This is a genomic window from Nonomuraea sp. NPDC049709 (assembly GCF_040674815.1).
Taxonomy (GTDB): domain Bacteria; phylum Actinomycetota; class Actinomycetes; order Streptosporangiales; family Streptosporangiaceae; genus Nonomuraea.
In genome coordinates, this window is sequence record NZ_JBFANM010000019.1 from 113,601 (window position 1) to 137,142 (window position 23,542).

Below are 23,542 nucleotides of genomic sequence, written 5' to 3' on the forward strand. Positions count from 1 at the left end.
GCTCGCAGTCCCCCTGCTCACGATCCCAAGGGAGAGGCCGTGATTCCGGCTCGAGTGCCACGGGTCTTACGCATGGGTCCGGCCCGGCTCACCGCCGGGCTCGACCACTGCCGCCGGCTCGACCTGCCCGCTCACCGCACACTCCACGGCGTCGTGGAGCCGCGGGAACTGGGCGAGCTCATGTCGTACGCCAACGAGGTGGACATGCGTGGCCGGGGCGGTGCGGCGTTCCCGTTCGCCCGGAAGTTGAAGGCCGTGGCCGACGCGGCCGGCTCCGGAGAGAGCGTCGTGCTGGTCAACGGCGCCGAGGGCGAGCCGGCCAGCTCCAAGGACGCCATGCTCCTCACCCGCAACCCGCACCTGGTGCTGGACGGGGCGGTGCTGGCGGCCGAGGCGCTGGGCGCCCGCGAGGTGGTCGTCGCCACGGCCGGTGGCGAGGTCGCCGAGGCGTCCGTCGCGGCCGCCGTGGCCGAGCGCCGCGCGGCCAACATCTCCGGCGGCGCGGAGAGCCGCGTCCCGATCCGGGTGGTCGGGATCAAGGAGCGGTTCATCTCCGGCGAGGGCGGCGCGCTCGTGCGCGCCGTCAACGGGGAGGAGGGCATCCCGCCGGGCAGGAAGAAGCGGGCCGCGACGAGCGGCGTGGACGGGCTGCCGACGCTGCTGTCCAACACGGAGACGTACGCGCAGTTCGCGCTGCTGGCCGAGTACGGGCCGGAGAAGTACGCCGAGGTGGGCACCAGCAAGGAGCCGGGCACGATCCTGCTCACCGTCAGCGGCGGCGCGGCCCACGGCGCGGTCATCGAGACGCCCACGGGCACCCTGCTGGCCGACGTGCTCGCGCTGTGCGAGGCGGAGGCCGGCGACGGCGTGCTCGTCGGCGGCTACCACGGCGCGTGGCTGTCGGCGGAGGTCGCCGAGACGGCCGTGATCTCGCGCGAGGGCATGAAGATGGCCGGCGCCACTCTGGGGGCCGGCATCATCGTCCCGCTCGGCGAGTCCACGTGCCCGCTGGGCGAGGCCGCCAGGGTTGCCTCGTACCTGGCGGCCGAGTCGGCCGGCCAGTGCGGCCCCTGCCGGCTCGGGCTGCCCGACGTGGCCCGGGCCATCTGCGCCCTGGCCGAGGGCACGGGCTCGGTGGACGCGGTACGCCGCTCCGTACGCGTCGTCGAGCGCCGCGGCGCCTGCTTCCACCCCGACGGGACGGCCAAGTTCGTGCTGTCGGCGCTGGACGCGTTCGAGACCGAGATCGCCACCCACCTGGAGCACGGCTCCTGCGGCCGGCCGGTCCGCGGCGTGCTGCCGATGCCGGAGCGCGAGGCCGAGGCCGAGTTCCGGCTGGAGGTCGACTGGTCCCGCTGCCAGGGGCACGGGCTGTGCGCGCACCTGCTGCCCGAGTTCGTGGACCTGGACGACTACGGGTTCCCCTCGTTCAGGAAGATCCCCGGGTTCATGGCCAGGGAAGCGCGGCGGGCGGTCGACATGTGCCCGGCGCTGGCCCTGCGGCTGGCGCAGACCACCGGCGACGGCCCCCAGCCCGCCGGATCGCCGCTGCGGCTGGTCAAGGACGGAGTGCTCAAGAAGGCCGGGGAGAGCGCGCCACGGCTCAGCCGGGTGGGCGGCGTCACACGGATCACGAGAGTCGGAGGGACGGCCGGGTGATCCCGAAGTGATGCATATGTGACCAACCCGGCGGATCTCCGGCGCGTCTCACCCATGGTTCACACGTTCTACGGGAAGACAGCCCATGAACCGCCGGGATTTCCTGCACGCCACCGCGCTCACCCCGCTGGCACTCTCCGCACCGGCACCTGCTCTCGCTGGGCCACCGCCCGACTGGGCCAGGTTGCGGAGGCGGCTGGCGGGCACGCTCGTGCTGCCGGGGGATGCCGGATACGCCGCCGCCCGCCGCCTGTACAACCCGGCCTACGACGGGATCAGGCCGCAGGCGGTCGCCTACTGCGCGAACCCGGCGGACGTCTCGGCGTGCCTGGCCTTCGCGCGGGCCGCCGGCGTGCGGGTCACCAGCCGCTCGGGCGGCCACTCGTACGCGGGCTGGTCCACCGGCACCGGGCTGGTGATCGACGTGTCCAGGATGAGCTCGGTCGCCTACTCCGGCGGCCGGGCCACGATCGGCGCGGGCGCCAAGCTCATCGACGTCTACGACCGCCTCGCCCGCCGTGGCGTGAGCATCCCCGCGGGCTCCTGCCCGACCGTCGGGATCGCGGGGCTCACGCTGGGCGGGGGCATCGGCGTGGTGTCCAGGAAGTACGGGCTCACGTGTGACGTCCTTGAGTCGGTACGCGTGGTCACGGCCGACGGCCGGCTGCTGACCTGCGACGCCGGGCACCACGCCGGGCTCTACTGGGCCTGCAGGGGCGGTGGCGGCGGCAACTTCGGCGTGGCGGTGTCCTGCACGTTCAGGACGCACCCGGCCGGCGACCTCACCGTGTTCTTCCTGCACTGGCCGTGGGCGAAGGCGGCCCGGGCGGTGCGGGCGTGGCAGTCGTGGGGGCCGTCCGCCCCGGACGAGCTGTGGTCGTCGCTGCACCTGACGCGCTCGGCGAGCGGGCTGGACGTGCAGATCGGCGGCGTCCACCTCGGGCCCAGGTCCGCGCTGGACCGGCTGCTGGCCCCGCTCGTCGCCGGGATCGGCCGGCCGTCGTCCCGCTCGGTGCGCACGACCTCCTACCTGGACGCCATGAAGATCATGGCGGGCTGCTCGTCGATGTCGGTGGCCGAGTGCCGGCGGATGCCGCGGGCGGCGTTCTCGGCCAGGTCGCACCTGGCCTACCGGAGGTTGCCGGCGGACGGCGTGCGGGCGCTGGTGAACGGAGTGGCACGCGGCGGGCGGCACTCGGTGCTGATGGACGCCATGGGCGGGGCGATCGGCCGGGTCAGCCCGTCGGCCACGGCGTTTCCCCATCGGGCGGCGCTTTTCAGCGTGCAGTATTACGCGGAAGGGATGGGTCGGAGCTGGTTGCGTGGTTTGCATGGCGACATGTCCCGATATTTCGGGGATCACGCCTATGTGAATTACATTGACCCGGATTTAGGAAATTGGCGGAGCGCGTACTACGGGTCGAACGCCGCGCGGCTGGCGGAGGTGAAGGCTACCTACGATCCCGATCGCGTGTTCCGCCTGCCGCACGGTCTCTAGACCAGTCGAACCCGCCCCGGACGTACACGGGTTCGCCGATCTTCACGATCTCGTACAGGCGCTTGGAGGTCTCGATCGGCAGGCGTACGCACCCGTGGGAGGCCGGGCGCAGCGGCACCCTGGTCGAGCCGTGCATGGCGATGCCACCGGTGAAGTACAGCGAATTGAACATCGACCCCAGCCGCCCCGTCGTCCAGCCCGGCGCCCGCCGCGACACGCGGAAGTTCCCGACCGGCGTGATCGCGTTCCCGCAGCGCCCGTCCTTGCAGTAACGCACCTCCGCGCCGGAGGAGATGTGCGAGAAGAGCACGGGCCTGCGGTCACGGTAGACGGTGAGGAGTTGCTCGCGCAGGTTGATCTCGACCCGGTCCGGCCCGCCCTCCGGCACCAGGGGGCGCCAGCGGAACGGCCGGTCGAGCGCCTTCCACACCTGCGGCCCGATCTCCCCCTGGGGCATCATCCGCCGGCTCTTCTGCAGCGCCCACACCGCGAGCTTGGTCTGCTCGTCGTACACGCCATGGATCCGCCCGTAGTAGTAGCGCCCGGCGTGCAGCCGCCGCTGCAGCAGCCTGACGGCCTCTCCGCGGTCTCCGGGCCGCAGCACGACCCCTTTCACCGCTTCCGTGTCCGTTGTGTCCGGCGTGTCCGCCGCGGCGGCGACCGGCAGGCCGCAACTGATGCCGACAACGACGCCGAGGGCGACAATTCCCCGAAGTTTTGTCCTCATAAATCGACGCGTACCCAGGTTCGCCGAGAATTCATCTCATACAGAGGTTTTGGCAAGCAAAGTCCCGGCCTAATAAGCGAATCACGTTAAATATGGGCATTTCCCTTTTATGGCTGCACAATTGCGCGTCAGGCGTCGCGCGAGCGGAGCAGCAGGCCGCCGCCCACCAGCGCCGCCGCGGCCCAGGCGGCGACCACGCCGAGGCCGGCCCACGGGCCGATGAGCATGCTCGGCAGGCTCGTGGTGGCCTGGACGGCCAGCCCGGCGTTCATCGGCGAGAGCCGCCACAGCATCAGCTGCAGGTCCTGGTTCCTGACCATGAGGACGACGAGCGGGAAGAGGTAGAGCAGCCCCAGCACGGCCCCGGTGGCCGCCGCCGAGTCGCGTACGGCCGTCGCCACCCCCAGGCTGATCAGCGCGACCAGCACGAGATAGAGCACGGAGCCGGCCGCCGCGCGCAGCGTGGGCCCGTCGAGCAGCGACAGCGGCGGATGGCCGTGCTCGGGGGTGAAGCCGTTGCCGGGCAGCAGCAGCCGCCCCGCCAGCACGGACCCGAGCACGGCCACGGTGCCGGCGGCCGCCGTCAGCCCGGCGAGCAGGCCCGCCCTGACCGCCAGCCCGGCGATCCGGCGCGGCATCGCGGTGAGGCTCGTCCGGATCATCCCCGTGCCGTACTCCCCGCAGACCGCCACCACGGCCAGCAGCGCGACCAGCCCCTGGCCGATCTGCACCCCGAAGAGGCTGATCCGGGCCGCGTCCTGCCCGCAGCCCGCCGACGGGCACGTCATGACGGCGGCCGCGACCGCGCTCCCGGCCACGGTCAGCACGACCGCCCCGAGCAGCAGCAGGCCGGGAGCCGCCACCGTGCGCAGCTTCGTCCACTCCGCGTGCAGTTCCCGCCTCACGCGTCCCTCCGGTTCAGCCGCTGGACGGCCAGGCCGAGGGCGAGAGCCGCGTACGCGCACAGCACGGCGAACCCGCCCCACGGCGGCAGCGGGTAGTAGCCGGACGCCGGCGCGTAGTGCGAGATCACCTGCGCGTACTCCGGGATGCTCTGCTGGATCGCGAAGCCGGCGGCGGGGGTGAGCCGCAGCAGCCACCGCGACGCCTCGTCCGGCAGGATGGACGCGGTCGCCAGCACGTACGGCACGACCAGCGCCAGGATCGCCACGATGACCGCCATCGAGCTGCGCCGGAAGAGCGCGCCGAGGGCGAGGGCGAGGACGGCGGCCACGGCGAGCAGGGCCGCGACGCCCGCGATCACCCGCACCTCGGTCAGCGTGCTCACCGGAAGGGTGAAGATGCCGTTGCCGCGCAGGATCCCGCGGGCGACCGGGATCGTGACGGCGGTGGCCGCCAGCCCGGCCACGAACGTGGCCGCCCCCACCACGGCCGCCTTGGCCACCAGCACCCGGCCGCGCCGCGGACTGGCCAGCAGCGTGGTGCGGATCAGCCCCCGCCGGTACTCCGCCGTGACGAACAGCACCGCCACCACGATCACCACGATGAGCGCGACCAGCGTGCCGGTCAGCGCGCGCTCGATGGTGCCCTCGTGTGTGTTCGGGGCGATGTCGCCGGTCCCCGTGACGGCGAACGTGCCGCCGTGCCGGATGTGCGTGCCGGGGTGATGCACGTTCCCGTCCGGGTTCACGTCGGCGCCGATGTCGTCCCGGCGCCACGTGCCGCCGGGCGCCACGCCGCGCACGCCTACCTGGTCCATGACCGCGGTGACCTCGGTGAAGCGCGAGGCCGCCGCCGATCCGCCGAGCGGGTTCCGCGTCACCCGGACGTCACCCGGGGAGGCGGCGAACAGGCCGATGCGTACCTTGGCCGGCAGCCCTTCCAGGCGGGCGGTGCCGATCCTGGTCCACGTCCTGCCGTCGCGCGACTCCTCGCCGATGATCGTGTCGGCGGCGCGGGTCAGCCGCAACCAGCGCGGGGCTCCCGCGGACGCGCCCTCGGGGCCGCCGGCGACGTCCTCGGTGAAGTCGTGCTGCATGCGCACGCCGTGCGCGCCCGTGACCATCACCGCGGCGTACGCGGCCCCCGGCTCGGCGCTCTCCTTGACCATCACCCCGGCCTTCGCCCACGGCACGACGCCGGAGACGACATTCCGCACGCCCGGGGTCTCGTCGGGCAGACGGATCTGGCCGCTCATGGAGGTCACGCGGGCGGTGATGAACCCGTTCCCGTTCAGCTCCTGGCTGACGAAGTAGAACCGGTCGTCGACGGCCACGCCGTTCGGGCCCAGCGTGGGCCAGGGACAGGGCACCTCGATCGGGCCCTGGCTGCACGAGGAGTTGCTGGCGGTGGCGAAGAGCAGGCCGAGCCCCACGATGAGCAGCGAGGAGGCCACCAGGCCGGCCACCCACCCGCGTACCGTCCTGAGCTTGGTCCACTCGGCGCGCAGCAGGCGGGTCATCGCGCCGCTCCCCGGAACTCCACGGCGTCCCTGGTGAGATCCAGGTACGCCTCCTCCAGAGTCGCCCGATGGGCGCTCACCTCGGAGAAGGGCACCGACTCCGCCCCGAGCAGCCGCACGATCTCCCCCGCGGGCAGGCCGGAGACGACCAGCGCGTCCCGCTCGCCGGCCGCCACCGTGGCCCCGGCCCGGGCCAGGGCCGACATGGCCGCCGAGCGTGCCCCCGTACGCAGTGTCACCCGGTCGCGGGACGCCGAGGTGATCAGCTCGTCCACCCCGACGTCCGCGACGACCCGGCCGCGGCCCACCACCACGAGATGGCCGGCGGTGTCCTGCAGCTCGCTCATCAGGTGGCTGGAGACGAGTACGGCGCGGCCCTCGGCGGCCAGCGACCGCAGGAAGCCGCGGATCCACACGATGCCCTCGGGGTCGAGCCCGTTGAACGGCTCGTCCAGCATGAGCACCGGCGGGTCGCCGAGCAGCGCGGCGGCGATCCCCAGCCGCTGGCGCATGCCCAGCGAGTAGCCGCCGGCCCGGCGCCGCGCGGCCGTGGCCAGCCCCACCTGCTCCAGCACCTCGTCCACGCGCCGGGCCCCCAGACCCTGGGAGTGGGCCAGCCACAGCAGGTGGTTACGCGCGGTACGGCTCGGCTGCAGCGCGGCGGCGTCGAGCAGCGCGCCGACGTGGCTCAGTGGGCGGCGCAGGCTCCGGTACGGCCGCCCGCCCACCAGCGCCCGGCCCTCGTCGGGCGCGTCCAGGCCGAGCACCACCCGCATCGTCGTGGACTTGCCCGCGCCGTTCGGCCCGACGAACCCGGTCACCTGCCCCGGCAGGACGCTGAACGTCATCCCGTCCAGCGCCGTCGTCCCTCCGAACCGCTTGCGCAGCCCGCTGACTTCGATGGTCGCTTCCATGCCAGGCAGACTAGGCAGCGGTGGCGGGCACGATCGTCACGCCGGGGAGCGATCCTCGCCGTCGCTCGTGCCAGCGAGAACCCGTCCCTCGTACGAGGGATGCCAGACAGGGGGACGGCGGGAAACAATGATGGCCGTGGAGTACGACCGGCGTGGCAGGTGGGCGGGGCCGGTGGGGTGGATCGTCCCCTACCTGCCGATCGTGATCGTCGCGCTGCTGACACTGCTCGCCGTGGCCGAGTCGATCGCGCAGTCCGGGCACGCGTCGAGCCTGTCGTTCTCGGAGACGGTCGCGGCACCGGCCGGCGACCAGACCTCGCAACCCGGCGGCGTCCCGGCCGCACAGCCCGGCGATGCCCCGGCCCCGCAAGCCGGCGGCGGCGGCGCGATTCCACAGGTCGTGATCTTCCCGCTGCTCGCGCTGGCCACCACGCTGCCCCTCGTCCTGCTGTGGAACCAGCCGGCCGTGGCCGGGCTGCTGGTCACGGGGGCGAGCCTGCTGTCGATCGGCGCCTTCCACACCTTCACCGCGGCCGGTCTGGTGGCGCAGCTCGTCGCGGCCTACCGGCTCGGCGGTGCGGCGTGGCGGGCCGTGCTCATCACCGTCCCCTACCCGCTGCTGGCGGTGGCGCTCGAACGCGCCGGCCTGCCCGGAGGCACGACCCGCCTGCTCATGCTGCTGCTGGCCTGCCTGGTCCCGGCGGCGGCGCTGGCCGGGATCGCCCGCCGTGCCCGCGGCCAGGCCAGGACCGACACCGCCGCCCGGCAGGTCATCGCCGACAGCCTGCTGGAGCACGCGGCCCGCGGCGAGCGCGCCCGCATCGCCAGGGAGCTGCACGACGTCGTGGCGCACCACATCTCCATGGTCGCCGTGCAGGCCGAGACGGCCAGGCTGGCGGTCCCCGGCATGCCCGCGGCCGGGGCGGAGCGGCTGTCCGCGATCGGCGACACCGCCAGGGCCGCGCTGACGGAGATGCGGCGGCTGCTCGGCGTGCTGCGCGAGGACGCCGAGGCGGAGCCGACCTGGCGCCCGCAGCCCGGCCTGCGGCTCGACGAGCTCAACGAGCTGCTCGACGAGGCGCGGGAGGCGTCGGGGAGCGGCGTGCGGCTGATCCTGCGCGGCGCGCCGGTCGAGCTCGATCCAGGGGTGGAGCTGGCGGCGTACCGGATCGTCCAGGAGGCGCTCACCAACGCCCGGCGGCACGCGCCGGGCGCCGCCGTGGACGTGGAGCTGGACTACACCGGCGACACCCTGCACCTGGCCGTCCGCGACAACGGCCCGGGCCCACGCGGCACGGGGGCGGATGGCGCGGAGGTGGGGGGTGGGCACGGGCTGTCCGGGATGCGGGAGCGGGCGACGGCGGTCGGGGGCGAGCTGCGCACCGGCCCCGCACCCGGCGGCGGTTTCCTGGTCGAGGCCCGGCTGCCCGGGAAGAGCGCCGCATGAGGGCCACGATCCGGGTGGTGATCGCCGACGATCACCTGGTCGTGCGCACCGGGTTCGCCGAGCTGCTCGACACCCAGCCGGACTTCGAGGTGGCCGGCACCGCCGCCGACGGGGCCGAGGCGGTCCGGGTCTGCCGCGAGGTGTCACCGGACGTCGTGCTCATGGACGTACGCATGCCCGGCATGGGCGGCATCGAGGCCACCCGGCTGCTGGCGGGTCCCGAGGGGCCGCGGGTGCTCATCCTGACCACGTTCGACCTCGACGAGTACGTCTACGACGCCCTCCGGGCCGGCGCCAGCGGCTTCCTGCTCAAGGACGTCACCGCCGAGCGCCTCTTCGACGCCGTACGCGTGATCGCCGCCGGGGAGGCGCTGCTGGCCCCAGCCGTGACCCGGCGCCTCATCAGCGAGTTCGCCCGGCTGAGCCCCCGCCCGCCGGCCAGGACGCTGTCCACGCTCACCCCGCGCGAGACGCAGGTCCTGCGCCTGGTCGCGGAGGGCCTGTCCAATCCCGAGATCGCCGCCCGGCTGATCGTCACGGAGGAGACGGTCAAGACCCACGTGAGCCGCGTGCTGAACAAGCTCGGCCTGCGCGACAGGACCCAGGCCGTCGTCACCGCATACGAGACCGGCCTGGTCGTACCGGGCGAACGAGGCTGACCCGGATCCGGATCCGCGGGCCGGCCGTCAGGCCGCCGGTGCCGGGCAGCCGTCGCGCCGGTAGCGGCCCGGCGCCATGCCGTATTCCCGCTTGAACGCGTTGGCGAAGGCGAACTCCGACCCGTAGCCCACCTGGGCGGCGATCTCGCTCAGCGGCGCGTCCGTCTCCTTCAGCAGCCGGGCGCCGGAAGCCAGCCGCCACCACGTGAGGTACGCCAGCGGCGGCTGCCCCACCAGCGTGGCGAACCGGCGCGCGAACGCCGCCCGCGACAGCCCCGCCCGCGACCCGAGCTCGGCCACGGTCCACGGGTGGGCCGGGTCGCGGTGCATGGCGTCGAGCGCCGTGCTGATCTCCGCGTCGGCCAGCGCCGCCGACCAGCCGGAGACCTCGCAGTGCCCGTGCTCGGCCGTGAACCACGCCCGCAGGATGTACAGCAGCAGGGTGTCGAGCAGGGACGAGACGATCGTGTCGGCGCCCAGCCGGGGATGGTGGATCTCGGCGCCCAGCAGGTCGACGGCGGCACGCACCTCGGGGTGGAGCCCGGGGCCGGCCGGCAGGTGGATCATCTCGGGCAGGTCCCGCAGCAGCGGGTGCGCCCGGCTCGGGTCGAGCCGGTAGCCGCCGCACAGCAGCACCGTGGCCGGGCCCTGCCCGCCGATCGACGCGGAGGCGAACAGCTCGGCGTCCTCGGCCGGGTCGCACTCCGGCTCGGCCACCGGCGTGCCCGGGCTGTCGGCCATCGCGTAGCCGTGCCCGTACGGGAAGAAGACCACGTCGCCGGCGGACAGCATGACCGGCGGGCTCCCCGGCGGCAGCAGCCAGCCCGACCCCTGCAGGACCACCTGGAACGCGGCCGACCCGGGCGAGGCGGGGAATCGCTGGCCCCAGGGGGCACGCCACTCGACGCGCGCCGAGCGGGGCCGCCCGGTGCGCATGATGGCGATCACGTCGCTGAGCACATCCACACGAGAACTCTAACTCGAAAGACGCTGGCGTATGAATGGAAGACATCAGCGCATTGGCCATCTCTCAGCGCTCCCCTACGGTTCCAGGAGAGGAAAGGGGAGCGACTGTGGGACGGATTCTGGTGACCGGGGCGACCGGCACGGTCGGACGGCACGCGGTGGCGCTGTTGCGGCGGGAGGGGGCCGAGGTCGTGGCCCTGAGCAGCAGCACGGGCGATCTGCGGGACCCGGGTTCGCTGCCGCTGGACGGGGTGAGCGCCGTGCTGCTGGTGTGGCCGTTCGCCACGGCCGAGGGCGCGCGGGAGGTGGTGGCGGCCATCGCCGGGCAGGCGCGGCGGGTGGTCTACCTGTCCTCCGCCGCGCGGCGCGATCACGAGCGCGAGATCGAGCGGCTGATCGAGGGGTCGGCCCGGGAGTGGACGTTCCTGCGCCCGCACGCCTTCGCGGCCAACGCGCTGCGGTGGGCCCGGCAGGTCAGGGCCGGAGTGGTACGCGGTGCCTACGGGGCGGCCGCCATGCCGCCGGTGCACGAGCGGGACATCGCGGCCGTGGCCGTACGGGCGCTGCTGGACGAGGGGCACCACGGCGCGGCCCTTCACCTGACGGGGCCCGAGACGATCTCGCAGGCCGACCAGGTGCGGATCATCTCCGAGGCCACCGGGATCCCGGCCCGCTGGGAGGAGCTCCCGCCGGAGCGGGCCCGCGCCGGCCTGCCAGCCGAGGGCTGGCCGGCCGGCGTGGTGGACGAGGTGCTGCGGGCCCAGGCCGGGCTGGTGACCGAGCCGGTGCCGGTCACCTCGACGGTCGAGGAGGTCACGAAGGTCCCGGCGAGCACGTTCCGCGAGTGGGTGGCGGAGCACGCCGACGCCTTCCGCGACGTGCCCCCCGCGCCGCCCACGATGCGGGCGGCCCGCATCCACGCGTTCGGGGACGCCTCGCTGATCCGCGAGGAGGAGGTGGACACGCCCCGGCCGGGGCCCGGGGAGGTGCTCGTCGAGGTGGCCGCCACGTCGTTCAACCCCGCCGAGGTCGGCCTGCGGTCGGGGCTGCTGCCCGAGGTGTTCGGGACGGACCTGCCGCGGACACTCGGCTGGGACGTCTCCGGCACGGTCGTCGAGACCGGCGCGGGCGTCACCGGCCTGGCGCCGGGCGACCGGGTGTTCGGGGTGGTGAGCGGCGCGGCGGCCGGGTACGTGGTGGCCGCCGCGGACCTCCTGGCCCGGGCGCCGCGCAGCATCCCGCTCGCCGACGCCGCCGCCGTCCCCGTGGCCGGGCTCACCGCCTGGCAGGCCATCCACGAGCACGCCCGCATCACCCCCGGGCAGCGGGTCCTGATCAACGGCGCGGGCGGCGGCATCGGCCTGTTCGCCGTACGGCTCGTCAAGCTGATCGGCGCGCACATCACCGCCACGGCGAGCCCGCGCAGCGCCGAAGCGGTACGCCGGCTCGGCGCCGACGTGCTGGTCGACTACACCGCCGAGCCGCTGCCCCGCGACATGGACGTGCTGCTCAACCTGGCCGCGATCCCCGGCGACACGGCCGCCGAGCTGGCCGGGCTGGCGCCGGCGGCCGTCACGGTCGCCACCCCGATCGAGGGCGCCACGCACTTCGTGACGCACGACGACCCGGAGCAGCTGGCCCACCTCGCGACCCTGATCGACGAGGGCGCCCTGGTGGTCGAGGTCGCGGAGTCGCATCCGCTGTCCGAGCTCCCCGAGATCCACCGGCGCGCCGAGGCCGGCGACACCCGCGGGAAGATCACGATCCACCCCTGAGCCGGCTCAGGGCGTGAAGTGGCGCAGCACCTCCGGATTGGCCATGGCGTCGGGGTTGGCCGCCTGCTCGACGGGGGTGCCGAGGAGGATCTTGCGTACGGGGACCTCGAGTTTCTTGCCCGACAGCGTGCGCGGGATGCCGGGCACCACGCGGATCTCGTTGGGCACGTGGCGCGGCGACAACTCCGTGCGCAGGGCGGCGCAGAGCTCCCGCTCCAGCGGCTCGGTCAGCTCGGTGCCCTCGGCGAGCGTCACGTACAGGAGCAGCCGCCCCTCCTGCCCGAGCTGGCCGGTGTCGATCACCAGGCTGTCGGCGATCTCGTCGAACCGCTCGACCACCCGGTAGAACTCGCTGGTGCCCATCCGCACACCGCCGCGGTTGAGCGTCGAGTCGGAGCGGCCGTAGATCACGCAGCTGCCGTCCTCGTTGATCTTGATCCAGTCGCCGTGCCGCCACACGCCGGGGTAGACGTCGAAATAGCTCTCGGTGTAGCGCTCGCCGCCGGGGTCGTTCCAGAACATCACCGGCATCGACGGCATCGGCCGGGTCAGCACCAGCTCACCCACTTCGCCCACGACCGCATTGCCCAGGGGGTCGAACGACTCCACCCGCGCCCCCAGCGACCGGCACGGGATGATCCCGGCCCTGATCGGGTGCAGCACGGTGGCTCCGACGAACCCGGTGCACACGTCGGTGCCGCCGGAGAACGACCCCAGCGGGACCCCCGGCAGCGCGGCCGCCACCCAGGCGAACCCCTCGGGCGGCAGCGGCGACCCGGTCGAGCCCACCCCGCGCAGCCTGTCGAGCCCTTCGGGGCGGATGCCGGCCTTGAGCGAGGCCATGATGTACGGCGCCCCGACCCCGAAGTAGGTCACCCTCTCCGAGGCGGCGATCCGCCAGAGCGCGGCCGGCGAGGGGTGGGTGGCCGCGCCGTCGTACAGCACGGGCGTGGCTCCCACCAGGAGGGCGCCGATGAGGTAGTTCCACATCATCCAGCCCGTGGTGGTGTACCAGAAGAACACATCGCCCTCGCCCAGGTTCTGGTGGAAGGCGAGCGACTTGAGGTGTTCGAGCACCACGCCGCCGTGGCCGTGCACGATCGGCTTGGGCAGCCCGGTCGTGCCGCTGGAGTAGAGGATCCACAGCGGGTGGTCGAACGGCACCCGCTCGAACTCCAGCGGCCCCTCCTCGGTCCGCAGCCCCTCCCAGCCGATCACCTCGCCGTGCGGCATCTCCTGCGTGCGCGCCGGGGCGGGCTCGGCCTGCTGCGGCGGGCGGCCCTCCTCGGCCGCCGTCAGGTAGGGGATCCACACCGTCGCGCGCAGCGAGGGCAGCTCGGCGGCGATCTCGTTGACGGCGGCCGAGCGGTCGTAGCTCTTGCCGTTGTAGTGGTAGCCGTCGACGGCGATGAGCACCTTGGGCTCGATCTGCTTGAACCGGTCGACGATGCTCGGCACCCCGAAGTCGGGCGATCCGGCCGACCAGATGGCGCCCAGCGAGGCCGTGGCCAGGCAGGCGATCAGGGCCTGCGGGATGTTGGGCAGGTAGGCGGCCACCCGGTCGCCGCGCCCGACGCCGAGGCGGACGAGCCCGGCCCTGACGCGGGCGACCTCATCACGCAGCTCGGACCGGCTCAGCTCCTGCCGGGCGCCGTCCTCGGAGACGAACACCAGGGCGGTGCCCTCGGTGTGGCGCAGCGCGTTCTCGGCGTAGTTGAGCGAGGCGCCGGGGAACCAGGTCGCGCCCGGCATCGTCCCCGAGAGCGCGGGCCCGTCGCCCCGGTCCCCGATCACCTCGAAGTAGTCCCAGATCGACGTCCAGAACTCCCCGGGCCGGTCGACCGACCACCGCCACGCGTCCTCGTAGTCGCCGGACCTGCCCAGCGACCTCAGGTAATGGGTCAGCCTCGCCGACTCGACGACCTCTTCGCTCGGCTCCCAGAGAAGCTCGCCCTCAGCAACCATGTGCCCATCCTGTCGCCCGTCCGGGGGAAAGTCATACCCGGCCTTCCCCATAACTTGCTACCTCCGTAGGTGGTCCACCGCCATACGTGCGGCCGTGCCGATCACCGCGTCGGCGCGCGGCTGGTTGAGCGCCGTGCTGAAGGAGCGGGTGAAGACCGACACCGCGTAGCGGCCGCCGTCGGGGTATTCGACGACGCCCGACTCGCAGCGCAGGGTCGGGATCGTGCCGGTCTTGCCGCTGACGGCCACGTCGTCGTACGGGAAGCCGGAGGCCAGCCGGTGCGGCCACACCTGCTTGTTGAGCACCGACCGCATCCAGGCGCACGACGGCTCCGAGGCCGCCTCGTCCCGCCAGATCAGCCCGAACAGCCGGGTCATCTCCCGGGGGGTGCTGCGGTTGGCGCGGGCGGGGTCCAGCGCGCTCAGGCGGGCTATGTCGTCGGGATCCACGTACGGCCACCCGTGCCCGGTGTCGCGGCTCATGCTCTCGTTGATCTCCCCCGCGCCCTGCACCACACGCGTCCCCGTCAGCCCGAACGCGTCCATCGTGGCGTTGACCGCGTCGAACCCCACCCGCTCCAGCAGCACGTCGGCCGAGGTGTTGTCGCTCAGCGCGATCATCAGGTACGCCATGTCGCGCAGCGAGATCGTCACGTCGTCGAGCATCGCCGAGATCCCCGTCGGCCCCATCGACCGCACGCCGGCCGGCACGGTGACCCGGCCGGTGAGGTCGAGCAGCCCCGCGTCCGCCTGCCTGCAGAGCGCCACCAGCAGCGGCACCTTGAACATCGAGGCCGTGGGCAGCGGCTCGTCGGGGCCGTGGCCCACCTCGTGGCCGGTGTCGATGTCGGCCGCGTACATCCAGCCCGTCACGCCGGCCGCCCGGAACAGGCTCTCGAAGTCGGGCGCGCCCCGGCCCGTGATCGCGACGCTCATGCCAGCATCCCCGGCCTGCCCCGGACCCGCCGGGCGGGCCCGATCTCCGGCAGGGCGCCCTCGTCGGTCATCCCGGCGCTCTCCTTCAACGTCCGTACGGCCACGGCCGCGAAGTCGGTGACCGGGTGATCCGTGGCGGCCGTCACCGCGCGCCAGGCGGTGGAGACCCGGCTCGTGATCGGCGAGCCTAGCAGCGGCCGCCACGCCAGTCCCGGCAGCTCCATCCTCGGCCCGAACGCCACCGCCGCCCCCGCCAGCACCAGCCCGAGCCCGGCGCCCTCGTGCACCTGCGCCGGTACGAAACCGTGGCGGCGGCACTCCGCCAGCACCTCGCCGTGCCAGCCGGGCTCGCCCTCCTTGGGCGGCATCAGCAGCTCGCGCCCCGCCAGGTCGGCCAGATGCACCTCGCCGACGCCGGTGAGCGGGTCACCCGACGCCAGCAGCACGCCCTGCGCCTGCACCAGGACCTGGCCGAAGCGCAGGCCGGGCGCGGTGACCGGATGGCGTACGAGGCCGACGTCGATCGCGCCCTCGGCCAGGGCCGTCACCTGGTCGGCGGTCCAGATCTCGGCGGGCGCGAGGCGTACGTCCGGGTTGCTCTCGCGGAAGGCGGCGACCAGGGCGGCGAGCACGGCGGCGGCCAGGTCGGGCGGCACGCCCACCTTCAGCACCGCGCCCTGGCCCTGCCTGGCCAGCTCGTGCAGCCGGTCCACCCGGGCCACGATCTCGCGGGCCTCGCCCAGCAGCAGCCGGCCCGCCTCGGTGAGCCGGACCTGGCGGGCTGAGCGGTCGAAGAGCCGCACGCCGAGCTCCTCCTCCAGGCGCTTGATGCGCTGGCTGAGCGGCGGCTGGGCCATGCCCAGCCGGATCGCCGCGTTGCCGAAGTGGAGTTCCTCCGCCACCACGGTGAAGTAGCGGAGATGTCGGACCAGGTCCATGACCAGCCACTATATCCAGATTTATATCTATGTTGGGCTCATATCAATATTGGACACGAGCATCTGAGCTCTGGTGTCATCCCGACATGGCACCACAAACGGGGAGAATTTATGGCAGGCGTCGCCGCAGACGGTGGCCCTGGATCGTGACGGCACTCCTGGTCCCGGCGCTCGTGGCGGGCGGCGTCATCTGGGTCCTGCGTACGGAGGGGTCGCCGGAGGAGACGGCCGACCAATACCTTGCGGCCTGGTCCGCGCAGAATTACGCGGCGATGCGGGCGCTGGTCGCGGACCCGCCCGCCGATTTCGAGAGCCGGCACCGGCGTTTCCTCACCGACCTGAAGGTCACCCAGGCCGCCTTCCACCGGCCGACCCCGACGGGGGTCTTCGCCGACCCGGGCGCGGACGACGACGACGGCGTCTCCTTCCAGGCCAAGCTGACGGGGCGGCGGGACTGGGACTACGGCGGCCGACTGCAGCTCGTGGAGCGCGGCGGCGCGTGGAAGGTTGCCTGGACGCCCGCCACCATCCACCCACTGCTGAAGAAGGACCTGTCACTCCGGGCGGTCACGCAGCAGGGCGACCCCGTACGCGTCCTGGCTGCCGACGGCACCGAGGTCAACGACCCGAGCGCGCCGGGCTCGGTGCAGCAGCTCGTCGAGGGCATGAAGCAGACCTTCCCCGACCGCTTCGAGGCGCCCGGCCGTACCAGGATCGGCCTCTACCGCGGCGACCAGCTCCTCAAGACCGTCGTGCCGGCCGACGGGACCCGGCCGATCCAGACCACGATCGACCTGAAGGTGCACCGGGCGGGGGCCAGCGCGCTGAAGGGCGTGGACAAGCCGGTCTCCCTGGTGGCGCTGCGGGCCTCGACCGGGGAGATCCTGGCCGCGCTCAACGCGCCCGGCGGGTTCAACCGGGCGCTGATGGGCAAGTACCCGCCGGGCTCGACGTTCAAGGTCGTGACCGCCTCCGCCCTGGTCGCCGGCGGCGTCGAGCCGGGCCGGCAGGTGACGTGTCCGGCCGAGAAGAACATCGGCGGCTTCCCGTTCCACAACGCGGGCTTCGAGGACTTCGGCACGCTGTCGTTCCGGGACGCGTTCGCGCATTCCTGCAACACCACGTTCGGGGAGATGAGCGTGGCCCAGCTCAACGACGGCCGGCTCGCCGAGGTGGCCAGGAGCTTCGGCTTCGACACCCCGATCACGCCCGGGGTGCCCGCCGTACGCGCCGAGTTCCCCGACCCCAAGGACGACACCGACCTGGCCTCCGCCTCGATCGGTCAGGGCCGGGTGCTGGCGAGCCCCCTGAACATGGCCTCGGTCGCCGCCGCGATCGCCTCCGGCGCCTGGATCCCGCCCAGGCTGGTCACCGGCGAGCACTTCCCCGGGCAGCAGCCGGACAACCCGCGCCCGCTGGAGGAGGGGGTGGTGAAGGCACTGCGCAAACTCATGCCCGCCGTCGTCACCGACGGCACGGCGCACGGGGTGAGCTTCCCGGCCGGCACGGCGGGCAAGACCGGGACGGCGGAGTACGGCTCGGGCAAGGAACCGCCGGCGCACTCGTGGTTCATCGGCTACAAGGGGGACCTGGCGTTCTCGGTCATCGTCGAGGGCGGCGGCGCCGGCTCCGCCGTGGCGGCTCCCATCGCGGCCCGCTTCCTCCACGCTCTCGCCTGACCCTGTGCCCTGACCGGGGACCGGGCCCGCCCCCACCGCACTTCGCCCGAGGTCCTCCGGGGAGGAGGAAGGCGAGTGTGCTGCGCTCGCAACCCGGAACGGCAGCACAGCGGCGCGAGCCGGCAGCACAGCGGCGCAGGCCGACAGCACAGCGGCGCAGGCCAGCAGCACGACCCGGACAGCCGGGGCCCGACAGCCGGCCGGGCGGCCGAGGGCCGGAAGCGCGGGCCAGGCGGCCGGGGCGAGCGAGCCGGGCTGTCCAGCGTCAGCCTCCGAGCGAACCAGCGCGAGCCCCGGACGGGCCGGGCGCGGCCTGGGCCGGGCAAGCTTGGGCCGGGCGAGCGGCGGGGTCGGGTGGGCCGACGGATCGCGCCGAGCGCCACGGCGGGTCGGGGAAGGGGTGGGCGGGTCAGCCGGCCTTGCGGTCGAGGGGGGAGGTCAGGCCGGCGACGGCGGCCACCACTTCGGAGGCGTTGGAAAGGTCGGGCAGCACCACGTCGGCCCCCGCCTCGCGCAGCTCGCCCGCCATCGAGCGGCCCGACGCGACCCCGATCATCGCGGCCCCGCCGATCTTGGCCGCCTGGACGTCCCGCGTCGAGTCCCCGATCACCACGGTGTTGGCCGCCGTGAACGGCGTGCCGAGCCGCTGCTTGGCCCGCGACTGCGCCACCTGCAGCAGCGTCGCCTTCGGGTAGACCTCCTCGCCATAACCCCCGAGGTCGAAGTCGATGTGCTTGTCGAGCCCGAACGCCTTCAGCTTGTGCACGGCGTTGCTCTTGATCGTCCCGGTCAGCACCGTCTGGACCACGCCGTCGAGCCGGGACACCGACTTCAGCGCGTCCTTGGCCCCGGGCATCATCCGCCCCTCCTTCGCCAGCCGCCCGCGCCGGTCGGCGAAGGCCGTGGCGAGCGCCGCCAGGAACCGGGGCAGGTGGCCGTCCTCGGCCACGATGCCGTTGACGGCGAGCGTCTCGAAGACGATCTCGGAGTCGGGGCGGCCGAGCGGGGGCACGAGCTTGACCAGCGGGCGCCCGGTCACCAGGCGGAACGCCTCGGCGTAGGCGTCTCTGGTCACGATGGCGACGTCGACCAGTGTCAGGTCGACGTTCCACAGCACAAGGCGATTGATGGCGGCCTCCTGAGGGGTCCCTGCAAGGGTACGGCTGTCGCCGCTCTCAGGGCTCCTGCCTGACCGATTTAAGCATGATCAGGCATAGTCGAACGCTTCGGCCAGCGTGTCCACCACCGGCAGCCCGGTGCCCTCCAGCTCCGCCCTGGCGGTCATCCCGCCGGTGTAGAGCACCGCCTTGGCGCCCACGTGCTTGGCGGCGAGCCCGTCGTCGATGCTGTCACCGATCACCAGGATCTCGCCGGCGTCGACCCCGATGGCCTCGATGTGCGCGGTCATGTGCGCGGCCTTCTCGCCACCGGTGGCCCCGGTGAGGCCGTCGATCCGGGTGAAGTGCGGGGTGATGCCGAACGACTCGACCTTGGGCACGAGGTGGGCGTGCGGCGCCATCGAGCAGAGCGACTGGGTGCCCGCCCAGGTGGACAGCAGGCGCTCGGCGTCCGGGGCCAGCCCGCACACGTCGCTCAGCCGGTAGTAGTGCTCGTGGAACCCGTCGTCGAGCAGCTCCCACTCGCCCTCGCCGAGCGGGCGGCCGAGCAGGCGCTCGTAGGCGACCCAGATGGGCCGGGTGTAGACCGCGCGGAAGCCGTCGGCGGTCAGCTCGGGCAGCGCGTACGGTCTGAAGATCTCGTTGGTGGCCCCGACCACGGCGGCCACGTCGTGGAAGAGCGTGCCGTTCCAATCCCAGATTATGTGCTTTGTCATGTCGCATCCAGCCTAGATGGCCGGTGTGACATTCCGGTGAACCGGGGGCCGCGACCGCGCGGCCACGACCCCCCGATCGCGCTAGCGGCAGGCCTTGCCCGTGGTGCCGGAGCCGTTCTGGCCGCCGTTGCCGCCGCCCCACTGCACCGACGCGCTGCCCCAGGCGCACATGTTGTTGGCCCAGAGCATGTCGCCCCAGTGCCGGCCGCCGTTGCCGGCCTTGAACCGGAAGGTGTCGTAGCGGCCGTCGGCGGTGTACACGCCGATGGTGCCGCGCATGGACGTGCCGGTCCTGATCTCGATCCAGTTGGTCTTGCACCTGCCGGACCACATGAGCTTGATCGTCCCCACCTGGCCGTTGGCCCGGCTCTTGATCGTGGCGGACTTCACCGCGCGGGCGGAGTTGCCGCAGCCCGACCTGTAGGGGTCCTGATGGTCGTACGGCTTGAGCGCAGCCTGGGCGTGCGCGGGAGAGCCCGCCAGGAGGGTCATCGCACCTATGGCGATCGCCGCGACTCGACGCTTCACGTGGTACCGACTCCTTCGGTCAGAAGAATGTGCTGCGTCGGGACCTTAGCGAGGCGCGGCTCCGTCCGGCCAAGGAAGCGCGCCCCATGTGATCTCACCGTTATGAACCGAGGAGGTCGGGAATCTCCTGGGTCGCGTACCACATGAGCTCGTGCGCCTCCGCCCCGTCCACGGTGAACCGCGCGTCGTCGTCACCCTGGTCGGAGGCGGGCAGCGCGGCGATGGCGGCCTCGATGTCGGGGACCGCGAACTCGTCGTCGATGTGCACCGAAGCCACCTTGGCCACCGGGATCGGCTCGGCGAGGCGTACTCTGGCGCGCTCCTCCAGGTCGACCCCGGCGGCCACCGAGCGGTCCGGCACCTCGGCCGCGACCACCACGCGCCGGGGCGGCGCCTCGACGCCGTCGGCGCGGTCGGCGGCCAGCATGCGCAGCGAGGCGCGGGCCGCCTCGGTGAGCGCGACGTATTCGAGCTCCTCGGTGTCCCCCGAGGCGTACCACTCGGTCAGCGCGGGGGTCACCGCGTAGCCGGTCAGCGGGGCCGGGCCCAGCTCTCCGGCCTCGACCGCCGAGGCCAGGGCCGGAAGAGTGCACGGCAGATAGACGCGCATGACGAACCTTTCCAAGCTTTGCAAGGGCACTGCTATGGGGAAACCAGCGTCACCAGACCGCCACCCTACTCATAGTGCCTGGTCAAGACCGAAGTGACGGCCTACTTCAGCCTGAGGCGCAGGAGGGTCTCCAGCTCCGCGATCGTGGTGTCCGCGTCGCGGTGGTGGATCCCCGCGATGCCCAGCGCCTGCGCGGCGACGATGTTGGCCTCGATGTCGTCGACGAACACGCACTCCTCGCCGGCCAAGCCGATCTGGCCGAGGGCGTGGTGGAAGATGCGCGGTTCGGGCTTGCGCATGCCGACCTCGCCGGAGATCACGACCGCGTCGAAGAGCTCCTCCCAGTCGTCCCGCGGGTAGGTGTTGGACCAGGAGTTGGACAGCAGGCAGGTCTTGAGACCGCTCTGTCGTACGTCGCGCAGCATGTCGTACATCGCGTCGACCCGCTCGAAGCCCGCGAACATGCGCTCCAGCAGCCCTTCGGCCACCGGCGGCACCCCGTCCAGGGTGAGCAGCCGGGAGGCCAGGTCGCGCTCGAAGGAGGGCCCGTCGATCTCGCCCCGTTCGAGGGCGTGGATGAGGCTCTCGCCGTCGCCCCCGCTGTAGGCGTGGTCGATGAGTTCGCGCATCACGGTGTAGTAGCGGTCCCTGTCGATCCGGTCCGCCACGATCCAGCGCGCGATGGAGTCGGAGAGGCTGGTCGTCAGCACCCCGCCCCAGTCGATGAGCACACCCGTAACCATCGTTCTAGGGTAGAGCGTCCCGCAAATGACTTTAACGCAACTCAACTATTTATCTATGGATAAAACCCACCCAAAAGGATGTCTGTAATATCCAGTTAAGGTGTTCCCCCAGCGTTAGATCGCCACCCAGAAGGGACCGCCGTGCGGACGACGATCCTGATCACCTCCCCGGAAGAGTGGACCGCCCCGGGACTCGAACTCTTCCAATTCGCCCCGATCATCCCCGGTGGACCTGAATGGTTTACCAAACCGGTCCTGATTGTCCTGCTGAGCTCGGTCATCGCCATCGCCCTGTGCTGGGCCGCGTTCGCCAAGCCGAAGATCGTGCCACGGGGCTGGCAGAGCATCGGCGAGTACACCTACGACTTCGTACGCGACCACATCGCCAGACCCAGCCTGGGCAAGGACTCCGACCGCTGGATGGGCCTGCTCCTGACGATCTTCCTCACCGTGCTCATCTGGAACCTGATGGGCATCGTCCCGTTCATCCAGTACCCTGTTGCCGCCAACGTCAACTTCCCGGCGGTGCTGGCGCTCAGCGTGTACGGCGTCAAGATCTACCTCGGCGTCAAGCACCACGGCGTACGCGGCTACCTGCGCGGCATCGTGCACCTGCCCGGCCTGCCCATCTGGGCGTACGGGCTCTACGCCCCGTTGATCCTCGCCGAGGTGTTCATCACCTCGCTGTTCACCCACTTCATCCGGCTGTTCGCGAACATGTTCGCCGGCCACATCATCGTGGCCTTCTTCAGCTCGGTGGGCTTCTGGTTCCTGTTCGAGCAGCTCACCCCGCTCGGTGCGGGCCTCGGCGTCCTCGGCGTGCTGATGACGATCCTGATGACCGCGTTCGAGATGTTCATCCAGTTCCTGCAGGCGTTCCTGTTCGCCATGCTGGCCGCGATCTTCATCGCCAGCGGGCTGCGCGGCGCGCACTAATTCCCGGCTCGGGCGGCCAGCCTGCGGTGTTCGGACGAGCGCAGCACGCCGGCCGCCTCCTCCGCCGAGGCCACGGGCGCCTCGGTCAGCAGTCCCTTGTCGTGCTTGAGCGTCAGCAACCTGGTGACCGACTGGTCGAGGCGCTGCTTGGAGATCCGGCCCGACTTCACCGCCGCCAGCACCGCCTGGTAGGCCCTGGGCAGGTCGTTGGGCATGAGCAGCAGGTCGGCCCCGGCCAGCACGGCCCGCACCGCGATCTCCCCGTCGTTGTACTTCTTGCGCACCCCGGCCATGTTGAGCGCGTCGGTGGAGATCACGCCCTTGAAGCCGAGCTGCTCCCGGAGCAGGCCGGTCAGGATGGGCTTGGACAGCGTCGCCGGGTCGCCGGACGAGTCGAGCTTGGGGAAGACGATGTGGGCACTCATCACGGCGTCGACCCCCGCGCCGATGGCGGACTTGAACGGCGGCGCGTCGATCCGCTCCCACTCCGACTTGGTGTGCTTGATCACCGGCAGCCCGGTGTGGCTGTCCACGGAGGTGTCGCCGTGCCCCGGGAAGTGCTTGGCGGTGGCGGCGATCTTCGCCTCGCCGAAGCCCTTGACCGCCGCGGCGACCATCTTGGCCACCCGCTGCGGGTCGTCGCCGAAGGCCCGCCTGCCGATGACCGGGTTGCGCGGGTTGACGTTCACGTCGGCGACGGGGGCGAAGTCGAGGTTGACGCCGAGCGCGCGCAGCTCGTCGCCGGTCGCCCTGGCCACCTCTCTCGACAGGTCGGTGTCGCCGGTCGCGCCGATCTGGGAGGCGCCGGGGAAGTCCGTCATGAGGGCGGACATCCGGGACACCAGGCCGTTCTCCTGGTCGGTGCCGATCAGCAGCGGCACCTCGTCCGAGGCGCGCTGCAGGCCGTTGGTGAGGCCGACGACCTGGCCGATGCTCTTGACGTTCTGCGGGAAGAGGATCACGCCGCCCAGGTGGTATTTCGCGATCACCTTGGCCGGGGTCCGGGCGGCGTATCGGGCCTGGTTCTCGCCCGAGACCGTGTCGGCGGCGGTGCCGTACAGGACGGGCATGAAGAGCTGGCCGACCTTCTCCTCGACGCTCATTTTCGCCAGGACCCGCTGGACCGGGCTCTGCTGCGGCGCCGCCGTCGTCTGAGCGGGCGTCGTCGCGGGCGGGGCGGCCTTGCCCCCGGTCGGCGCCGAACCGGCCGTGCCGGCCGTGCCCGGCGAGGCCCCGCCACCGCCGCACGCAGTGAGCGCGATCACCAGGAGCCCTGTCGTGCCGATCCGTCGAAGCATGCCTTCAA

At 72.4% G+C, this 23,542-nt stretch carries 21 protein-coding genes; 7 read left to right on the top strand and 14 right to left on the bottom strand.

Annotation, left to right across the window (positions count from 1 at the left end):
- Positions 1–72: 72 nt before the first annotated feature.
- Both AB0J69_RS20840 and AB0J69_RS20845 read left to right on the top strand, forming a co-directional pair.
- Positions 73–1,659 carry an NADH-ubiquinone oxidoreductase-F iron-sulfur binding region domain-containing protein gene (locus AB0J69_RS20840; protein WP_364119348.1) on the top strand — a complete coding sequence of 529 codons (1,587 nt, stop codon included), beginning with the start codon at positions 73–75 and terminating at the stop codon, positions 1,657–1,659.
- Between the two features lie 85 nt (positions 1,660–1,744).
- Positions 1,745–3,157 carry an FAD-binding oxidoreductase gene (locus AB0J69_RS20845; RefSeq protein WP_364119350.1) on the top strand — a complete coding sequence of 471 codons (1,413 nt, stop codon included), beginning with the start codon at positions 1,745–1,747 and terminating at the stop codon, positions 3,155–3,157.
- Here AB0J69_RS20845 and AB0J69_RS20850 read toward each other — a convergent pair.
- The 4 genes from AB0J69_RS20850 to AB0J69_RS20865 form a co-directional block, all read right to left on the bottom strand.
- Entirely contained in the window at positions 3,111–3,884 is a 774-nt protein-coding gene (locus AB0J69_RS20850; protein ID WP_364119353.1) for a L,D-transpeptidase family protein, read from the bottom strand. The two genes, AB0J69_RS20845 and AB0J69_RS20850, sit on opposite strands and share 47 nt — an antisense overlap.
- A 128-nt stretch (positions 3,885–4,012) precedes the next feature.
- Positions 4,013–4,789, bottom strand: a complete 777-nt coding sequence (locus tag AB0J69_RS20855; RefSeq protein ID WP_364119356.1) for an ABC transporter permease — start codon at positions 4,787–4,789, stop codon at positions 4,013–4,015.
- The gene (locus AB0J69_RS20860; RefSeq protein WP_364119359.1) at positions 4,786–6,306 is read right to left on the bottom strand and encodes an ABC transporter permease subunit; all 1,521 of its coding nucleotides are present in this window, start codon (positions 6,304–6,306) and stop codon (positions 4,786–4,788) included. Before AB0J69_RS20860 ends, AB0J69_RS20855 begins: the two co-directional genes overlap by 4 nt.
- Entirely contained in the window at positions 6,303–7,220 is a 918-nt protein-coding gene (locus tag AB0J69_RS20865; protein WP_364119362.1) for an ATP-binding cassette domain-containing protein, read from the bottom strand. The genes AB0J69_RS20860 and AB0J69_RS20865 overlap by 4 nt, the downstream gene beginning before the upstream one ends.
- A gap of 136 nt (positions 7,221–7,356) precedes the next feature.
- On the opposite strand from AB0J69_RS20865, the gene AB0J69_RS20870 reads away from it, so the two are divergent.
- Both AB0J69_RS20870 and AB0J69_RS20875 read left to right on the top strand, forming a co-directional pair.
- The gene (locus tag AB0J69_RS20870; protein WP_364119365.1) at positions 7,357–8,667 is read left to right on the top strand and encodes a sensor histidine kinase; all 1,311 of its coding nucleotides are present in this window, start codon (positions 7,357–7,359) and stop codon (positions 8,665–8,667) included.
- Positions 8,664–9,326, top strand: coding sequence for a response regulator transcription factor (locus AB0J69_RS20875; protein WP_364119368.1), 663 nt, complete (start codon positions 8,664–8,666; stop codon positions 9,324–9,326). The genes AB0J69_RS20870 and AB0J69_RS20875 overlap by 4 nt, the downstream gene beginning before the upstream one ends.
- 27 nt (positions 9,327–9,353) lie before the next feature.
- On the opposite strand, the gene AB0J69_RS20880 is transcribed toward AB0J69_RS20875, so the two are convergent.
- Positions 9,354–10,292 (bottom strand): AraC family transcriptional regulator, encoded by a 939-nt coding sequence (locus AB0J69_RS20880; RefSeq protein ID WP_364119370.1) that lies wholly within the window; start codon positions 10,290–10,292, stop codon positions 9,354–9,356.
- 107 nt (positions 10,293–10,399) lie between these two features.
- On the opposite strand from AB0J69_RS20880, the gene AB0J69_RS20885 reads away from it, so the two are divergent.
- Complete coding sequence (locus tag AB0J69_RS20885; RefSeq protein ID WP_364119373.1) at positions 10,400–12,067, top strand: zinc-binding dehydrogenase; 1,668 nt, start codon at positions 10,400–10,402, stop codon at positions 12,065–12,067.
- A gap of 6 nt (positions 12,068–12,073) precedes the next feature.
- Here AB0J69_RS20885 and AB0J69_RS20890 read toward each other — a convergent pair whose 3' ends face one another.
- The 3 genes from AB0J69_RS20890 to AB0J69_RS20900 are packed head-to-tail and all read right to left on the bottom strand — an operon-like array spanning position 12,074 to position 15,906.
- Positions 12,074–14,032 (bottom strand): acetoacetate--CoA ligase, encoded by a 1,959-nt coding sequence (locus tag AB0J69_RS20890; RefSeq protein WP_364119376.1) that lies wholly within the window; start codon positions 14,030–14,032, stop codon positions 12,074–12,076.
- Positions 14,033–14,089: 57 nt separating this feature from the next.
- Positions 14,090–14,968 carry a serine hydrolase gene (locus tag AB0J69_RS20895; RefSeq protein WP_364119379.1) on the bottom strand — a complete coding sequence of 293 codons (879 nt, stop codon included), beginning with the start codon at positions 14,966–14,968 and terminating at the stop codon, positions 14,090–14,092.
- Positions 14,965–15,906, bottom strand: coding sequence for a LysR substrate-binding domain-containing protein (locus AB0J69_RS20900; protein ID WP_364119381.1), 942 nt, complete (start codon positions 15,904–15,906; stop codon positions 14,965–14,967). The genes AB0J69_RS20895 and AB0J69_RS20900 overlap by 4 nt, the downstream gene beginning before the upstream one ends.
- Positions 15,907–16,052: 146 nt before the next feature.
- Here AB0J69_RS20900 and AB0J69_RS20905 point away from each other — a divergent pair, with 146 nt between their 5' ends.
- Positions 16,053–17,585, top strand: a complete 1,533-nt coding sequence (locus AB0J69_RS20905) for a penicillin-binding transpeptidase domain-containing protein (protein WP_364119383.1) — start codon at positions 16,053–16,055, stop codon at positions 17,583–17,585.
- Positions 17,586–17,994: 409 nt separating this feature from the next.
- Here AB0J69_RS20905 and AB0J69_RS20910 read toward each other — a convergent pair whose 3' ends face one another.
- The 5 genes from AB0J69_RS20910 to AB0J69_RS20930 all read right to left on the bottom strand — a co-directional run bounded on the left by AB0J69_RS20910 (position 17,995) and on the right by AB0J69_RS20930 (position 21,300).
- Positions 17,995–18,702 (bottom strand): haloacid dehalogenase-like hydrolase, encoded by a 708-nt coding sequence (locus AB0J69_RS20910; RefSeq protein WP_364119385.1) that lies wholly within the window; start codon positions 18,700–18,702, stop codon positions 17,995–17,997.
- Between the two features lie 90 nt (positions 18,703–18,792).
- Entirely contained in the window at positions 18,793–19,419 is a 627-nt protein-coding gene (locus tag AB0J69_RS20915) for an HAD hydrolase-like protein (RefSeq protein ID WP_364119387.1), read from the bottom strand.
- Positions 19,420–19,500: 81 nt separating this feature from the next.
- Positions 19,501–19,947, bottom strand: coding sequence for a DUF2690 domain-containing protein (locus tag AB0J69_RS20920; protein WP_364119390.1), 447 nt, complete (start codon positions 19,945–19,947; stop codon positions 19,501–19,503).
- 100 nt (positions 19,948–20,047) lie between these two features.
- Positions 20,048–20,557: a hypothetical protein gene (locus AB0J69_RS20925; RefSeq protein ID WP_364119393.1), complete on the bottom strand. Its 510-nt coding sequence runs from the start codon at positions 20,555–20,557 to the stop codon at positions 20,048–20,050.
- Positions 20,558–20,658: 101 nt separating this feature from the next.
- Positions 20,659–21,300, bottom strand: a complete 642-nt coding sequence (locus AB0J69_RS20930; RefSeq protein ID WP_364119396.1) for an HAD family phosphatase — start codon at positions 21,298–21,300, stop codon at positions 20,659–20,661.
- Positions 21,301–21,441: 141 nt separating this feature from the next.
- On the opposite strand from AB0J69_RS20930, the gene AB0J69_RS20935 reads away from it, so the two are divergent.
- On the top strand, positions 21,442–22,236 hold the full coding sequence (locus tag AB0J69_RS20935) for a F0F1 ATP synthase subunit A (protein WP_364119399.1): 795 nt from the start codon (positions 21,442–21,444) through the stop codon (positions 22,234–22,236).
- Here the strand turns inward: AB0J69_RS20935 and nagZ are convergent.
- Positions 22,233–23,534 carry a beta-N-acetylhexosaminidase gene (gene nagZ / locus AB0J69_RS20940; RefSeq protein WP_364119402.1) on the bottom strand — a complete coding sequence of 434 codons (1,302 nt, stop codon included), beginning with the start codon at positions 23,532–23,534 and terminating at the stop codon, positions 22,233–22,235. The genes AB0J69_RS20935 and nagZ overlap by 4 nt on opposite strands.
- Positions 23,535–23,542: the final 8 nt, after the last annotated feature.

Excerpts from the sequence above, each read along its gene's own strand:
- AB0J69_RS20840 (WP_364119348.1), top strand. The coding sequence starts at position 73 with ATGGGTCCGGCCCGGCTCACCGCCGGGCTCGACCACTGCCGCCGGCTC.
- AB0J69_RS20845 (WP_364119350.1), top strand. The coding sequence starts at position 1,745 with ATGAACCGCCGGGATTTCCTGCACGCCACCGCGCTCACCCCGCTGGCA.
- AB0J69_RS20850 (WP_364119353.1), bottom strand. The coding sequence starts at position 3,884 with ATGAGGACAAAACTTCGGGGAATTGTCGCCCTCGGCGTCGTTGTCGGC.
- AB0J69_RS20860 (WP_364119359.1), bottom strand. The coding sequence starts at position 6,306 with ATGACCCGCCTGCTGCGCGCCGAGTGGACCAAGCTCAGGACGGTACGC.
- AB0J69_RS20865 (WP_364119362.1), bottom strand. The coding sequence starts at position 7,220 with ATGGAAGCGACCATCGAAGTCAGCGGGCTGCGCAAGCGGTTCGGAGGG.
- AB0J69_RS20875 (WP_364119368.1), top strand. The coding sequence starts at position 8,664 with ATGAGGGCCACGATCCGGGTGGTGATCGCCGACGATCACCTGGTCGTG.
- AB0J69_RS20890 (WP_364119376.1), bottom strand. The coding sequence starts at position 14,032 with ATGGTTGCTGAGGGCGAGCTTCTCTGGGAGCCGAGCGAAGAGGTCGTC.
- AB0J69_RS20895 (WP_364119379.1), bottom strand. The coding sequence starts at position 14,968 with ATGAGCGTCGCGATCACGGGCCGGGGCGCGCCCGACTTCGAGAGCCTG.
- AB0J69_RS20900 (WP_364119381.1), bottom strand. The coding sequence starts at position 15,906 with ATGGACCTGGTCCGACATCTCCGCTACTTCACCGTGGTGGCGGAGGAA.
- AB0J69_RS20915 (WP_364119387.1), bottom strand. The coding sequence starts at position 19,419 with ATGACAAAGCACATAATCTGGGATTGGAACGGCACGCTCTTCCACGAC.
- AB0J69_RS20925 (WP_364119393.1), bottom strand. The coding sequence starts at position 20,557 with ATGCGCGTCTATCTGCCGTGCACTCTTCCGGCCCTGGCCTCGGCGGTC.
- AB0J69_RS20930 (WP_364119396.1), bottom strand. The coding sequence starts at position 21,300 with ATGGTTACGGGTGTGCTCATCGACTGGGGCGGGGTGCTGACGACCAGC.
- nagZ (WP_364119402.1), bottom strand. The coding sequence starts at position 23,534 with ATGCTTCGACGGATCGGCACGACAGGGCTCCTGGTGATCGCGCTCACT.